The sequence below is a fragment of the Longirhabdus pacifica genome, assembly GCF_004115085.1.
In the GTDB taxonomy this organism is placed as follows: domain Bacteria; phylum Bacillota; class Bacilli; order Paenibacillales; family DSM-105158; genus Longirhabdus; species Longirhabdus pacifica.
In genome coordinates, this window is record NZ_QXJP01000006.1 from 95,577 (window position 1) to 110,562 (window position 14,986).

Genomic DNA, 14,986 nt, shown 5'->3' on the forward strand with positions numbered 1-14,986 from the left:
CTACGTATTTCAATTTACAGGTTGTAGGTGAACGGTGTAGAATAGAAAGAACATTCATTTTAGGAAATTCATTATATGGAAAATATTGATGATCATGAAAAATTATTTATTAAAGTTAATATAGAATAAAGATAAAGGTGGAGTGACAGATGGATGAGTTTAAATTACAAATATTAGCGTTGCTAAAAGAAGACGCACGTAAAAACAGCAACATCATTTCGACCATGCTAGGTGTACCACAAGAAAAAGTGGATCAGGCGATCAAAGAAATGGAAGAAGAAAAAATTATCGTCAAGTATGCACCAGTCATTAACTGGAGTAAAGTGGATGACAGTAAAGTGACCGCCGTGATTGAAGTGCAAATTACACCTGAACGCGGTAGAGGGTTTGATGCAATTGCGGAGCGTATATATTTATATCCAGAAGTCAAGACAGTGTATTTAATGTCAGGTTCTTACGATTTGCAAGTGGAGATTGAAGGAAAAACATTAAAAGAAGTAGCAACATTTGTATCATCTAAGCTATCCACATTGGATGCGGTGTTATCAACAAAAACACACTTTATATTAAAAAAATATAAGCAAGATGGCATCATTTTCGAAGATCACGAAGAAGATCATCGCATGATGGTTTCTCCATAAGGATGTGAAACGAATGGGTAATGAACCTAGATTTGAAAAAGAGTCCATGAAGCAATATGTAACATCGAAAGTACAACAAATTCCTCCTTCTGGCATTCGTAAATTTTTTGATTTAGTGAGTAGTGGAAGCAAAAATACGATTTCCCTCGGTGTAGGAGAGCCAGATTTTATTACACCATGGCACATTCGTGAAGCTGCTATTTATTCGTTAGAACGAGGCAGAACGAGTTATACACCGAATGCGGGTTTGCCTGAATTAAGAAATGAAATCAGTCATTACTTACATCGTGAATTTGAGTTGGATTATGATCCCGATCATGAAATTGTCGTTAGCGTAGGGGGAAGTGAGGTTATCGATCTAGCACTTCGTACGTTAATTAATCCGGGTGATGAAATATTAATCCCACAACCGTGCTATGTGTCGTATTTACCGATTACTTCGATTTCTGGTGGGGTTCCCGTGGCTGTTGAAACGACAGCAGAAAATCAATTTAAATTAACGGCAGAGGCATTACAACAGTCCATTACGCCAAATACGAAAGTATTAATATTGTGCTACCCAAGTAATCCAACCGGCGCTGTCATGTCTTATGAAGATTGGCTGCCCATAGCAAAAATAGTAGAAGAAAATGACCTCATCGTTATATCGGATGAAATTTATGCGGAATTGACATATGAAAGGAAGCACGTCAGCTTTGCTACTGTTCCGGGGATGAAGGATCGCACGATTATCGTTAGTGGTTTTTCCAAAGCATTTGCGATGACAGGTTGGCGTATCGGATATACGTGTGGCCATCCAGATTTAATTGCAGCGATGCTCAAAATACACCAGTATACGATCATGTGCGCACCTACAATGGGTCAAATGGCAGCGTTAGAAGCATTGCAAAATGGGATGCAGGAAAAAGATAAGATGGTCAATTCCTATAATCAGCGTAGAAGATTAATTGTAGAAGGTTTTCGTTCCATTGGTTTAGATTGTCACGAGCCAAAAGGCGCTTTCTATGCTTTTCCATCCATTAAATCTACTGGACTTTCTTCTTCCGAATTTGCATTACAACTACTAGAGGAAGAAGAAGTTGCAGTCGTTCCAGGCGATGCTTTTGGACAAGGTGGAGAAGGTTTTGTTCGTTGTTCGTATGCAACATCAGAGCAGCAATTAACAGAAGCAATACAACGTATCGGTAGATTTGTAAATCAATTTTAGGGTGCGTGAATGATGGGTTCCCTTACGACCTCATTTTGTTATATGATGAGGATTGTGTGAATAACATAGTTATATTTTTCAAATATAAGTAGACTTTAACAAGTGTTTTATTTTATAATGTAACTATATTTTTTTACAATTGTAATCAAATATTTCAAGTTACAATGGAAAGTATATATACGGTGTCGTGATGAAATGTTCTACTAAAATATCTTTTTGATGAGAAGGTGGTGCGGGACATGGTAGAAATAGTGAAATATCAATTTCCAGATAATAAAAAAATGTACTTATTTGAACGAAGAGACAATAACACTTGGAAAATTAAAACTCGCAGTACTCCTTCTTTCCCATCTAAATTGATACATTTAGAAGAAGACATCATGCAACTACGGAGGAAGATGGAGAGAGAGTTTTTAAGTGGTCACGCATTTACATCAGCGGTCGTCATTGATACCAGCTGCTTGCTCGACATTAAAATTAATGAATTCATGAAAATGAAACAACAAATGAATGGATCATAAGCCCTTCTCTAACAAAAGCAAATAGAAAAAATAGAAAAGTATCGTAAAGCATCGCAATCACGTTGACGTGGTTAGCGATCTTTTTTTGTTCATACATGCATGAAACTTCTTTGTGTAAAGTTACTTCGTGTATAATAGGGGTAAGATACATGATGAGCCAACATTACATGAAAAGGAATGATCTTCATGAAACTATATACAAGAACAGGAGATAAAGGGAAGACATCACTCATTGGTGGCGTCGTCCAAAAAGATAATGCCAGAGTAGAAGCGTATGGTACATTAGATGAATTGAACAGCTTCGTAGGGGAAGCTAGAAGTATAGTACAACAAAAACAAGTGCAAGATCAACAGCATAAATACGATGATATTGCTCAAATGCTGCTATCCATTCAACATGAATTGTTTGATTGTGGTGCTGATTTGGCGGCACTGAAAGAGGGAGAGAGAGGTTATAAAATCCAAGCTTCGCAGGTGGAGCAACTAGAACATTGGATTGATGAGTGGGAGGCGCAAACGGAGCCGATTACGAAGTTCATCTTACCAGGCGGAACAGATTTCTCATCCAAACTTCATGTGTGTCGCACCGTTTGTCGCAGAGCGGAAAGAAGAATCGTGACGCTGTGTCATGAACAAGACATCAACGACGAAGTATTGAAATATGTGAATCGTCTATCGGATCTTTTCTTTGTGTTAGCAAGAGTAGGCAACGCGTTAGAGCAGGAGAAAGACGTAGCGTATATTCGCAGTGCAGAGGTGTTTCCTCCAAAAAAATGAGTGAATATTATAAACCAATCTTTGTGGACATTACAGCAGCAGAAGATGGAATGCAAGTGAAGAAAGTGCTGTCCTCTCAATTAGGCATTTCCAGAAGGTTGTTGACGAAAATAAAAGTAACACCTCGTGGAATTGAGGTGAACGGGGAGCGGCAGCATGTCAATTATGTTGTGCAAAAGGGAGATGTCATTGCCGTACGCATGTTAGAAGAGGATTCTGACTATATTCAACCAGAACGTATGGATATAGACATTTTGTATGAAGATGACACGATACTAGTGTTGAACAAACAAGCAGGTGTTGTCGTTCACCCTACAACAGGTCACCATACAGGAACATTAGGCAACGGGGTTGTATATTACTGGCAGCAAAAAGGGGAACACTATCGTTATCGACCTGCTCATCGATTAGATCAGTATACATCCGGGGTGTTTGTGATTGCCAAAAATCCTTACGCCCATCAAAACATAGCGAAACAAATGGAAGAAGGAACCGTGAATAAACAATACATTGCTTTCGTACATGGCAACGTGGAGACGTCACACGGTACGGTCAATGCACCTATCGGTAGAGACGATGAAGATACTCACCTACGTGTCGTAAGAGAGGACGGTTATGACGCACGTACGCACTATGAAGTGCAAACGCGTTATGAGGGCGCTACGTTAGTAAGGTGTTGGCTGGAGACAGGAAGAACGCATCAAATTCGTGTGCATATGAAACATCTTGGACATCCTTTAATTGGGGATGCGATGTACGCTCCTTCCAACGTTTACGCTTTTAGTAGACAAGCACTGCATGCCGAAACGTTATCTTTTCAACACCCTACGTTAAAAGAACGATGTGAATTCACAGCACCTTGGCCAGAAGATCTACACCAATTACAACACATATTAAGTGATAAGAAAGATGGAACGAATACCAACAAACTAAATGGAAGTCATAAGAGGAAGGAATAGATGAAACATGTTAAAGGTATATCATTATCCGAAATGCAGCACATGTCGCAAAGCGATAAAATGGTTGAACGAGAGAGGGCACGAGTTACAGCTTGTTGATATTGTGGAGCAGCCCCCAAGTGAAAAGGAATTAGAAGAGATCATCGAAACGAGTGAGTTAGATATACAGAAGTTTTTTAACACTTCTGGTCAAGTGTATAGACAGATGAGCTTGAAAGACAAACTGCCAAGTATGACGAAAGAAGAAAAAATAACGTTGCTTGCATCCGACGGCAAGTTAATTAAACGTCCTATCGTAGTAGGAGACAAGCAAGTGACAGTTGGTTTCAAAGAAATAACATTTGAACAAGTATGGTAAAATAAATACATGAAGTTATGCTTCCATGCTTGAATTTCATGTTTGAAATGACAAGACAAAATGTTGGGCTTTTTAGGTGGTGTATAGTCTTTTGAATGATAACGAACTACAAAATAAAGAAGTAGATAAACAAGGACAAAAAGAACGAAGTAAATGGTGGATACTAGGAACCATCGGAATTTTTATTTTATCTAAATACAAAGCCGTGTTTGCTTTATTGAAATCGGCAAAGTTTTTAACTCCATTTATCAGTATGATGATCTCTGTAGGAGCCTATGCGCTTATATTTCCGATTCAGTTTTCTATCGGGCTTGTCCTCATGATTTTCATTCATGAATGTGGACATGTTATCGCCGCGAAGCGGAAAGGGTTGCCTGTTTCTGCTCCACTCTTTATTCCTTTTATGGGTGCGTTGATAAATATGAAGCGACATCCACAGGATGCAGAGACAGAGGCATACATTGCTTATGGAGGACCGTTAGTAGGTACGATGGGTGCAGTGGGCACACTAGGATTAGCGATGTATTTGGAAAGTTCTTTATTAGTCACTATCGCTTATGTAGGCTTTTTCATTAACTTACTAAATTTATTACCGATACATCCACTGGATGGAGGCAGAATTTCAGTTGCCGTGACAAGATGGCTGTGGCTGCTTGGGCTTATTGGTGGTCTGGCAGTTATTGTTTGGCTGAAAAGTATTTTGTTTTTTATCATCTGGGTATTTTTCGCCATTGATTTATATCAAAAATATGTGTTAAAAAAGAAGCATGCAGACAAGACGTTACCGGTCACATTTGAATTTAAAAAGCCACTGGAGCCCATGCTACAAAGTGGAATGATGATTCCAGGAGAAGCACATCGTCGTGAAATTGCTTTTACGACGTATTCCAAATTAGACGGTACACAAATCGTCGATGTACATTGGGACATGCTGGATTTACACGAGACGATAGAAATGCCTTCGCAAGCGTTGATTGAGAAAGTAGAAGTGACATCGTTTAAGCAGAAAATGGAGGAGTCAGGGCGTTATTTACATCTTCCTGTCGTGGTTTCTGCAAAGCCATTTGAAAATGATACGTATTATGAAGTGAAACCAGCAACGAGATGGAAGTTTGGTTTGTTGTACGTTGGCTTGGCGTTATTTTTATTATGGATGATGAGCATCGCTACGCAACTGCCTTTCTTTGTAAGTAGATAAGATGAAGAAATGATGGAATAAAAGTTTACGCCTCCGTAGCCAGCCGCAAAGGATTGTAGTAGATAGAGTAAAAAGGATGAAAAGTAGCCATGAATCCAAACGAGTCTATACGCAATACAGAATTGTTTACTATATTTACTAAAATGAGTCCACTCTTATTCGGGGGTGGATTCTCCATGATTCCTTTAATAGAAAAGGCAATGATGGAGAGGAGAAAATGGATATCCCCAAGAGAAATGGCGGAGATTATCGCTTTGGCCGAATCTGTGCCCGGTGCCATTGCCATCAACTGTGCGGCTATTATAGGGTACAGGCTCAAGGGGATAAAGGGTGCGATCGTATCCATGCTAGGTGTGGTCATTCCCACGTTTTTAATGATGATTGTCATCGGTATCTTTTTTCTACAATTTAAGGATCACCCTAAAGTGGCCGCTGCTTTCCAAGGTATAAGAGCTGCTATAGTGGCTATCATTACGTATGCGGCTTGGAAAGTAGGCAGAACGGCCATTTTAGATAAGACCACATTAGCTATTGCCATCGCATCCATAGCATTGTTATACGTGTTGGGTGTGCATCCTGCTCTCATGATCATACTTGGTATGGTCACAGGTATTGTTGTCGTGAAAATACGTCATATGCTTGGGCTGTTTACGACCTTAGAGCATGAAGAGCGTAAATATAAATACCGAGATTATTATATCGGTGACGGTATTTAAGGAGAGATGTTGTGCAGACGTTGCTCGACTTGTTCGTTACATTTTTTATGATAGGGATGGTTTCTTACGGTGGTGGTTACGCGATGATCCCAATTATGCAGCATGAAGTAGTGGATAAGTTCGCGTGGATGGATTTGCAGCAATTTAGCGATGTCATTGCGATCGCTAGCATGTCACCGGGACCGATTGCCGTGAACAGTGCGGTCATGATAGGATTCCAAACGCAGAGCTGGCTAGGCGCTGTTTTTGCTGTTATCGGTATCGTATTACCCACTTTCTTACTCTGTACCATCGTTGCCACTTTTTTTTATAAAATATATCAGCGTAAGACGATGAAAGCGGCATTTTACGGCTTGCGCCCTGTCATTGCTGGTTTTATTGCTTACGCCGCTATATTGTTCGCCATGAAAAACGGCGTTATTCCGACAACAGGTTTTTCTAGTAAAACTGTTTTTATGATCGGTATCTTTGCGGGCTGTTTATTTGGATTAATGAAATATAGACTGCATCCTTTTTTTATTTTATTAGGTGCGGGGATTATGGGTATTGTATTTTTTACTTAATGCCTTTTTATGAAATGATGTAAAGGGAGTGGATGTTGCAATCATGACAAATGATATGAAATTAGATGGACAGAATCAACAAGCATCTTCTGTGCTCATTATTGATAGTTTTGCTTTGTTGTTTCGTGGTTTTTATGCTACGGCTTCGGTAGGTAACTATATGAAAACGTCCTATGGATTGTACACGAATGGTGTGTATCAGTTTACGAGATATATGCTTCATGCGATAGATTATTTTAGACCTTCCCATGTCGTTTGTGCATTTGATATGGGATCGAAGACGTTTCGTAATGAACTGTATGATGCTTACAAAGCAAATCGGGGGGAACCTCCGTTGGAGTTAATTCCTCAGTTTGATAAGTGTTGGGAGCTAGTCGAAGCATTTAATATACCTGCCGTTGGTGTGAAAGGGTATGAAGCGGATGATGTGATCGGTACGTTATCCCGCAAATTTTCAGATGAGGGGCAGCGAGTGCATATTTTAACAGGGGATGGAGATACGCTGCAATTAATTAATGCCAATACTTCTGTAGCACTGATGAAAAAAGGATTTGGCAATTACGAGCTAGTTGACTTGCACAACTTAGAAGCACTCAGAGAAATTACATCTCCAGATCATGTGATAGAAATGAAAGCTTTTATGGGAGATGCGTCTGATAATATTCCAGGTTGTCCGAATGTTGGTCCAAAAACAGCCCTAAAACTCATTCAACAGTATGAAACGGTGGATAATGTGTATGCTCATATTGATGAAATTAAGGGGAAACTGAAAGAAAGATTGCTAGAGCATAAAGATCAAATTTATTTATCTAAACAATTAGCGACCATTGCGACAGATCTAGAGTTGGATTGTTCCTTGGACGACTGTTTATATGAAGTGGAAAAAGGTAAAGTGATGGCGAAGTTAGAGGAATTTGAATTTAGATCCATACTGAGAACGTTTGCTAGTTAATGTTCAACATCTGTTCAACATCTGTCATTAACAAAACGAAACAGGAACTGCTTTTCATCGCAGCTCCTGTTTTTTTGGTATGGTTATTTTTGTTCATCAGAGGAGTCATGTGTAACATGCTCAGGTGGATATTGCCTTGGCAAATCAGCGTGTAGCTTTCGATTTTCATAAACAAATCGGTTTGGAGGGCGCTGATCTTCACGCCAAGGGGTACTTTTACCTAAGGACGTCGATGGCAAGCTGGAACCATACGGCCCTTCTGGGAATTCTTCTGCTGCTAAATCATTACGATGTGATTCTACAGTAGATAAATCGGTATAGTCGCTTCTTCTTTCCTCGCGCACATGTTGCAAGTGACATTCTCCTTTGTTTTCCATACCAGTTGTAGTATGCCCTAATGCACATAAGTTATGATCAAATCTGTTGTCTATGTGAATACGTGCTTTTTATTGATCGGTAAAATTAATCGTGCCTACCACTTGGTATAAAAATTGCTTCAGCTCTTCTTCTTCCTCTTCGCTTATTTTAAACGTATACGCTAAATATCCTTCTTCTTCTAAATCGTCTGGACCAATGATAGCTGTCTTGCCACCTTGTAAATCGGTCACTAATTTTTTTCCGTAAAATCGATTTGTTGTCGTAATGGCCAAATCAAATCTTTTCATACTATCTTCACCGATGAAACATACAAAGCGGGTGGTTGTTTCTTCTTTGCTATCCGATAAAAAATCAAATGATGTCATCCATTCATTCCTCCTCTTGTATATACTTTTATTGTAAAGGAAAATGTATCACATTGTAAGGGCTGTACATGGACAATACTTTAGAATGAAAAATATGTTAATTCCTCTATTAAAATGATAAACTATAATTAGCTGTAGTGTTTCTATATTGTAAAAAATGATGATAGGAGAATGTAAATGAAAAAAATGTTACAAGTTTCTTTGTTGTTGCTGCTTATGATGATGTTAGCGGTGGCTTGTTCCTCTGATGATACAAGCAAAGATGAGAATGAAATGGAAAGTGGAACAGAGGAAGAAATGGAGAAGGAAGAAAATGAATCCACAGACGATATGAAGAAGGAAGAAATGGGGGAAGAAGATAATAATGCAGAGCAAGTGGAACAAAAAGTGCTAGAATTAGAGAAAAATGAATTGGAAATGTACCATGTTCAATTACCTATAGAGTGGGACAAGCAGGTAGACGAGCAATTAAATACTATCATTGCTTGGGATACAAATGTAGTTAACGGTGTTCTAACGAATATCAATGTTCTGATTGAAGAACTAGGAGAAGGAAGTACATTGGAACAATACAGCGAAGTAGCAAGGCAAAGTCTAACTTCTTTTTTTGTGGATTACAATGAAGTTTCTTATACGGATGTAACGGTAAATGATGTCGCTGCAAAAGAGATTATATATACGTATACCAATACACCTGAAGGTAGTAATGAAAAGATTGCGTTGCAAAATCGACAAACTATCTTAATGAAAGATGACTACGCGTATGTTATTTCATTTGCTACTACGCAAAAAGAATTTGATAGTTATGAGAATATAGTGAATGACATAACGAATAGTTTCGAAATCAAATCATAATTTCAATACACAATAAACAAGTAAAACAAAGTGCAATAAGGCTGTCTGTACCAAGAGATTGGTAGACAGTCTTTTTCTTGTGAAGTTGTAAAAATCCATCCTACATATTCGTACGGGATACATAAAATAAAAAATGTAAAACTTATATTGAATATGTATTACTTTTTTGTTCATTATTTCGATAAATATATTATACGTATATTTTAAAAATATGTTATGATATGTACGATTAAAGTATATATTGTAGAAAAATGGAGGAAAAGAAGGAAAATGAAAAAAATATTACAAAGTTTTATTTTCATCATGTTAATGATGATGGTAGTGGTGGCTTGTTCTTCTGGTGAATCAAATGAAGAAGTGGTAAGCGAAACAAAAGAAGAAACGAAAGAAGAAACCAACCAAGCAGAAGTTGAAAGTGAAACAAAAGAAGAAACTAGCACAGAAGAAAGTGATGAAGAAGACAGCAGTAGTGAAAAAGAAATGGAAGCCAAAGAGTTTGAATTAGAAGAGTACAACGCTGGTTCATATTACATAAGTTTACCCGTAGATTGGGATATAGAGATCGACCAAGCAACGAATGCTATAATATCCTTGGATAGTGAATTTGAAGGCGACTTTGCAACTAATGTTAATGTGTTGAGTGAGGAAATACCAGAAGGGATGACACTTGAAGATTACAATCAGCTTTCATTCGAAAGTTTAGCTGGACTTAAAGATTATAATCAAATTTCATCCTCTGATGTGACAGTAAATGAAATTACAGGGAAAGAAGTTGTGTATACGTACACATATAATAATTACAACTTGCAAATTAAGCAAGTGTTCTATGTAGAAGAAAATATCGCCTACGTTATTACATTTTCAACAACAGAAGAAGTATACAGCAGTTATGAAAATGTATTTAAAGATATAGCGGGTAGTTTTGGACTAAGTACTGCCGTGTACACAGATGGAGAAGCAGCAGCGATCTATATTGATGAACTCATTTATACTGAATCTTATGAAGCATTAGAATTATCCGATGCATCTTATCAATTCATAGCTGCAAACTATACTATTTTCCCTGCTGTTACAGAGGAAGATATCCAAGCTGTGAAGGATGCAGCAGATGATGCTGTTGATATAGCGTTATTGAACATCGATGTTACTCCATTCTATGAGACGATATTAACTTACTCTGGATCAGTGCTTGATGCGTACGAAGTGACAGATGTAGATGGGATGATTTCTGATGTGTATCTTATTAAGAATGAAGAAGGGGATACACACTATGAAGTGATGACACCTAAATCTACAAGAGATATATTTGAAGAAGACTACGTTCAATTTTGGGGGGCTCCTGTAGGGCGCTATGAGTTTGAAAATGAATATGGTGGCTATACAGATGTACAATTATTTGTTGGTTCCCATATGGAGATAGTAGAATAATACATCGACCACATAATAGAATGTTTAAAATACATGCAATAAGGCTGTCTGTCCAAAGAGATTGGAAGACAGTCTTTTTCTTGTGATGTTGTATAGATATATCAGTCATATCCGTGTTAGATACATAAAATGCAAAAAAATTTAAATGATTATTGAATATGTATTACTATTTTATTCATCATTTCGAAACAAATATATTATACGTATATTTAAAAAGTGTGTTATCATATGTTTAGATATAAAGTACATCGTTTACAAATATGAAACGTTTGAAACAAATTTTTATTTTGTAAACCTGGAAATAATACCAATAAAAATGACGATAGTGAGGTAATGAAATGGAAGTAAAAAAATTCGAACTAGTGGAATACGAAGCTGGTACTTTTCACATTAGTTTACCTGATATTTGGGACACACAGGTGGATGTAAAGTTGGATACTGTAAGTTCCTCACAAACTGTATTAGATGGACATTTTGCAACGAATGTCACCGTTTCGACGGAGCAGCTGTCAAAAGAGATGACATATGAACAATATTTTAATGATCATTTGATAAGAACGCCAAACGTCCGATATTTTAAACAAGTTAGCCCCACCTCCGTTGTTATAGTAAATGGGGTTGAGGCGCTAGAATATGTTTATATTAATGTATTAAATAAGGAATATCCATTATTAACTAAAAAAGTGTTTTACGTAGAAGATAACATAGGCTACATCATTAAATGTGAAACAACAGCAGAAGACTATGATAGTTATCAGAATGTATTCAATCATATAGTGAAATTCAATCCTATAGTGGATAGTTTTAGGGTAAATTCTACGGTGCATGACGAGGGACAGGAAATTGCAATGTATATTAATAAACTTATTAATATAGAAACTAATGGAGCATTAAACTTACCTGCTTCATCTTTCAAGCTTATCTCTGAACATCACCAACTTTTCCCTGCAAAAACAGAGCAGGATATACAAGCTGTTAAAGATGCAACATCTGACCCTGTTGATATAGAGTTATTGGGCAAAGATATCACTCCATACAGTGGAAAAATATTATCGTATACTGGATTTATAGTAACTGATTCTGATGAGTTACAAATGAAAGATGAAGATGGTATTTTTTCTGATGTGTACATGATCTTGGATGAAAAAGAAGCTGAAGCAGAAGACGAAGAAGAAAAAACATTTTATAAAGTCATTATACCTAAGACGACAAAAGGTTTAACTTATATGGCACACGGTAGATTTTGGGCAATTCCTATTGGATGGGCTAGGTTTAAAAATGAAATGGGTGGATATACAAATCAATTATTATGTATAGGTTTACATCTAGATATGAGATAACAATACATTACAATGATGAATATACTTAGCTTTACATGTGTATAAGGCAGTACTTTTTTAACGTTATGCTTTATTTACATGTAAAGCAACTGTTTGCTGGAAGACCTCTTTTAATAAAAGAGGTCTTTTTTTAATAAATTATTGTAGCAATTTTACTAAATAAGTAGTAAACTTTTAGTAAAGATTTGTTTGCCTTGTTTTACAACAATCAGGAGGGATGGGACATGAACATTTACAGTTCCATTAATAGACTTTTACAGTATGGTGTAAACAAGAAGTTATTACAACATAGTGATGTCGATGATGCAAGAAATAGGTTGCTTCATGTGTTACAGCTGGATGAGTATGATCATCCATATGAAGCCAATGAAAGTGAAGAATCCATACCCGAAACACCCGTTAACATTCTAGCAGATATGTTAGATTGGGCATTTGAGCATGGGTTATTGCAGGAAAATACAGTAACGTATCGTGATTTGCTAGATACAGCGCTGATGGCTTGTTTAATGCCAAGGCCATCTGAGGTCAATGAACGTTTTTTCTCGTATTATGAAAACGGTCCCAAAACAGCTACAAACTATTTTTATCAGTTATCGCATGATAGTTACTATATTAGAACCGATAGAGTACAAAAAAATGAACATTGGCTCAGCAGTACCGATTATGGAGATATGGAAATAACCATTAATTTATCAAAGCCAGAGAAAGATCCAAAAGCGATTGCTGCCGCGAAGCGAATGAAACAGTCGTCTTATCCGAAATGTTTACTTTGTAAAGAAAATGTTGGATATGGTGGCAGAGTCAATCATCCTAGTAGGCAAAATCACCGTATTATACCGTTGAATTTAGGTGAGAAGACTTGGTATTTACAGTATTCGCCTTACGTTTATTTTAATGAGCACGCCATCGTCTTTTCGAAAGATCATGAGCCGATGAAGATTTCCAAGCGCACGTTTGATCACTTGCTGCATTTTGTAGATCAATTTCCTCATTATTTTGTCGGTTCCAATGCAGATTTACCGATTGTAGGAGGATCTATTTTAACTCACGATCATTTTCAAGGTGGGCATCATGAATTTCCTATGGCGAAAGCAAGTACAGCAGCCTCCTTTACTATGCCACAGTTTGAGACGGTAGAGGCAGGTAGATTACATTGGCCGATGAGTGTCATTCGTATTACAAGTACAGATCGCCATCGATTATCAGAAGCAGCAGCATACATTTTACAGCAATGGCAACAGTACAGTGATGAAACAGTGGGAGTGATGTGTTCATCAGGAGATACGCCGCATCACACCATTACACCAATTGCGCGTCATGCCAACGGAAAGTTTGAAATGGATTTGGTGCTACGGAATAACCGTACTAGTGATGAACATCCGCTCGGTATTTTTCACCCTCATGCCGAAGTGCATCATATTAAAAAAGAAAATATTGGATTGATTGAAGTGATGGGTTTAGCGGTATTACCAGGGCGGTTGAAAGAGGAGTTAACGTTACTCGGTAATTACATGCTGCGTCCCGATTTTGAACAGATCGCCATGCAAGATGAAGTCACAGCAAAGCATGTCCCATGGGCAAAAGAGTGGGCTCATCTCGTGAATGAAGACAACGTGACGGAAATGCTCCAACAGCAAGTGGGTCAAGTATTTTCTGTGGTGTTGGAGCATGCTGGAGTGTTCAAACAGGACCAGCAAGGGTTGGAAGCTTTTGATCGTTTCCTTCACCATCTTCATCATGAAGCGGGAGGGAACAAGCATGAACTATAAAGGTGTTCCAGCGATCACATTAGAAAATGAGATGGTGAAAGCGACATTTTTACCTTCTTATGGAGGCAAGTTATGCAGTTTTTATGATAAGCAAGCCCAGTACGAGTGGTTGTTTCAAAGTGATGAAACAGAACTTCAAGTGCCGTCGTATGGAGCAAATTTTTCACACTATGATGCTAGCGGATTTGATGAAGTGTTTCCTAGTATCGATGCATCCTTCCATCCGCTACATGGTCAGCCCGTTCCCGACCACGGAGAAGTTTGGGCGATGCCATGGGAATGCATACAGTACTCCGCTTCTACACTTTTGCTAAGGGTAAATAGTCCTGTTTTTCCGTATACTTTGGTGAAAGAAGTGGAACTTGTGGATAATGGGCTGCATTTTTCGTATACCGCAATCAATGGTAGTGACGATGACTTTGCTTTTATTTGGACACCGCATGCTTTGCTCAACATGGATGAGCACACGCGCATTATCCTTCCGCCAGACTTGAACGAAGTCATGAATGTGGAACACAGCAGTCATCATTTAGGGGAATGGGGCACGCGACATCGTTATCCGATCACAAAACATGCGCATACAGATGAGAGGTTGGATTTATCTACATTTGCGTTGCAAACGAAACAATGTGAAAAATTTTACTTTACCACTGCCTTAAAAGAAGGATGGTGTGGTGTCTTGCAGGAAAATAGGAAGCGAGAATTGCATTATCAATTTCCTACTGATAAAGTGCCGTATTTAGGCATATGGAAAACGGAAGGCGGCTACCGTGGACACTACAATTTTGCGTTAGAACCATGTACTGGTGTATATGATGACGTGTATGTAGCACATAAGCAGCGCAAAGTGAGCACCATCCCAGCGAATGGATGCTATGAATGGTATTTCAACATGGTGTTAAAATAAATAAATTTTTTGTAAAAGTAAAAGATCAACAGTGATAGAAAATAACAAAATG

The 14,986-nt window shown here is 37.9% G+C and carries 17 protein-coding genes; 15 read left to right on the top strand and 2 right to left on the bottom strand.

Annotation, left to right across the window (positions count from 1 at the left end; all coding sequences use genetic code 11):
- Nucleotides 1-149 precede the first annotated feature (149 nt).
- The 10 genes from D1Z92_RS06555 (at nucleotide 150) to D1Z92_RS06600 (ending at nucleotide 7,892) form a co-directional block, all read left to right on the top strand.
- Complete coding sequence (locus tag D1Z92_RS06555; protein ID WP_128894866.1) at nucleotides 150-641, top strand: Lrp/AsnC family transcriptional regulator; 492 nt, start codon at nucleotides 150-152, stop codon at nucleotides 639-641.
- A 46-nt stretch (nucleotides 642-687) separates the two neighbouring features.
- Nucleotides 688-1,848 (top strand): aminotransferase class I/II-fold pyridoxal phosphate-dependent enzyme, encoded by a 1,161-nt coding sequence (locus D1Z92_RS06560; RefSeq protein ID WP_240666599.1) that lies wholly within the window; start codon nucleotides 688-690, stop codon nucleotides 1,846-1,848.
- A gap of 239 nt (nucleotides 1,849-2,087) precedes the next feature.
- On the top strand, nucleotides 2,088-2,369 hold the full coding sequence (locus D1Z92_RS06565) for an aspartyl-phosphate phosphatase Spo0E family protein (protein ID WP_240666591.1): 282 nt from the start codon (nucleotides 2,088-2,090) through the stop codon (nucleotides 2,367-2,369).
- 186 nt (nucleotides 2,370-2,555) lie between these two features.
- Nucleotides 2,556-3,146, top strand: a complete 591-nt coding sequence (locus D1Z92_RS06570) for a cob(I)yrinic acid a,c-diamide adenosyltransferase (protein ID WP_128894868.1) — start codon at nucleotides 2,556-2,558, stop codon at nucleotides 3,144-3,146.
- On the top strand, nucleotides 3,143-4,105 hold the full coding sequence (locus tag D1Z92_RS06575) for an RluA family pseudouridine synthase (protein WP_128894869.1): 963 nt from the start codon (nucleotides 3,143-3,145) through the stop codon (nucleotides 4,103-4,105). The genes D1Z92_RS06570 and D1Z92_RS06575 overlap by 4 nt, the downstream gene beginning before the upstream one ends.
- A 7-nt stretch (nucleotides 4,106-4,112) precedes the next feature.
- Complete coding sequence (locus D1Z92_RS06580) at nucleotides 4,113-4,463, top strand: arsenate reductase family protein (protein ID WP_128894870.1); 351 nt, start codon at nucleotides 4,113-4,115, stop codon at nucleotides 4,461-4,463.
- A gap of 91 nt (nucleotides 4,464-4,554) precedes the next feature.
- Nucleotides 4,555-5,661, top strand: a complete 1,107-nt coding sequence (locus tag D1Z92_RS06585; protein ID WP_128894871.1) for a site-2 protease family protein — start codon at nucleotides 4,555-4,557, stop codon at nucleotides 5,659-5,661.
- Nucleotides 5,662-5,750: 89 nt separating this feature from the next.
- Nucleotides 5,751-6,377, top strand: a complete 627-nt coding sequence (locus tag D1Z92_RS06590; protein WP_128894872.1) for a chromate transporter — start codon at nucleotides 5,751-5,753, stop codon at nucleotides 6,375-6,377.
- An 11-nt stretch (nucleotides 6,378-6,388) separates the two neighbouring features.
- Entirely contained in the window at nucleotides 6,389-6,940 is a 552-nt protein-coding gene (locus tag D1Z92_RS06595; protein ID WP_240666592.1) for a chromate transporter, read from the top strand.
- 43 nt (nucleotides 6,941-6,983) lie between these two features.
- Entirely contained in the window at nucleotides 6,984-7,892 is a 909-nt protein-coding gene (locus tag D1Z92_RS06600; RefSeq protein WP_128894873.1) for a 5'-3' exonuclease, read from the top strand.
- Between the two features lie 83 nt (nucleotides 7,893-7,975).
- Here D1Z92_RS06600 and D1Z92_RS06605 read toward each other — a convergent pair whose 3' ends face one another.
- Both D1Z92_RS06605 and D1Z92_RS06610 read right to left on the bottom strand, forming a co-directional pair.
- Nucleotides 7,976-8,269, bottom strand: a complete 294-nt coding sequence (locus D1Z92_RS06605; RefSeq protein ID WP_128894874.1) for a hypothetical protein — start codon at nucleotides 8,267-8,269, stop codon at nucleotides 7,976-7,978.
- A gap of 69 nt (nucleotides 8,270-8,338) precedes the next feature.
- A complete protein-coding gene (locus tag D1Z92_RS06610) occupies nucleotides 8,339-8,635 on the bottom strand; it encodes a DUF3055 domain-containing protein (RefSeq protein WP_128894875.1) in 297 nt (98 codons plus the stop codon).
- A 177-nt stretch (nucleotides 8,636-8,812) separates the two neighbouring features.
- On the opposite strand from D1Z92_RS06610, the gene D1Z92_RS06615 reads away from it, so the two are divergent.
- From D1Z92_RS06615 to D1Z92_RS06635, 5 genes are all read left to right on the top strand, one after another.
- A complete protein-coding gene (locus D1Z92_RS06615) occupies nucleotides 8,813-9,490 on the top strand; it encodes a DcrB/PsbP domain-containing protein (RefSeq protein WP_128894876.1) in 678 nt (225 codons plus the stop codon).
- A gap of 270 nt (nucleotides 9,491-9,760) precedes the next feature.
- On the top strand, nucleotides 9,761-10,918 hold the full coding sequence (locus tag D1Z92_RS06620; RefSeq protein WP_128894877.1) for a DcrB/PsbP domain-containing protein: 1,158 nt from the start codon (nucleotides 9,761-9,763) through the stop codon (nucleotides 10,916-10,918).
- A 338-nt stretch (nucleotides 10,919-11,256) separates the two neighbouring features.
- The gene (locus D1Z92_RS06625) at nucleotides 11,257-12,258 is read left to right on the top strand and encodes a hypothetical protein (RefSeq protein ID WP_128894878.1); all 1,002 of its coding nucleotides are present in this window, start codon (nucleotides 11,257-11,259) and stop codon (nucleotides 12,256-12,258) included.
- Between the two features lie 224 nt (nucleotides 12,259-12,482).
- Nucleotides 12,483-14,027: a UDP-glucose--hexose-1-phosphate uridylyltransferase gene (gene galT, locus D1Z92_RS06630; protein WP_128894879.1), complete on the top strand. Its 1,545-nt coding sequence runs from the start codon at nucleotides 12,483-12,485 to the stop codon at nucleotides 14,025-14,027.
- Complete coding sequence (locus tag D1Z92_RS06635; RefSeq protein WP_240666594.1) at nucleotides 14,017-14,934, top strand: DUF5107 domain-containing protein; 918 nt, start codon at nucleotides 14,017-14,019, stop codon at nucleotides 14,932-14,934. The genes galT and D1Z92_RS06635 overlap by 11 nt, the downstream gene beginning before the upstream one ends.
- Nucleotides 14,935-14,986 lie beyond the last annotated feature (52 nt).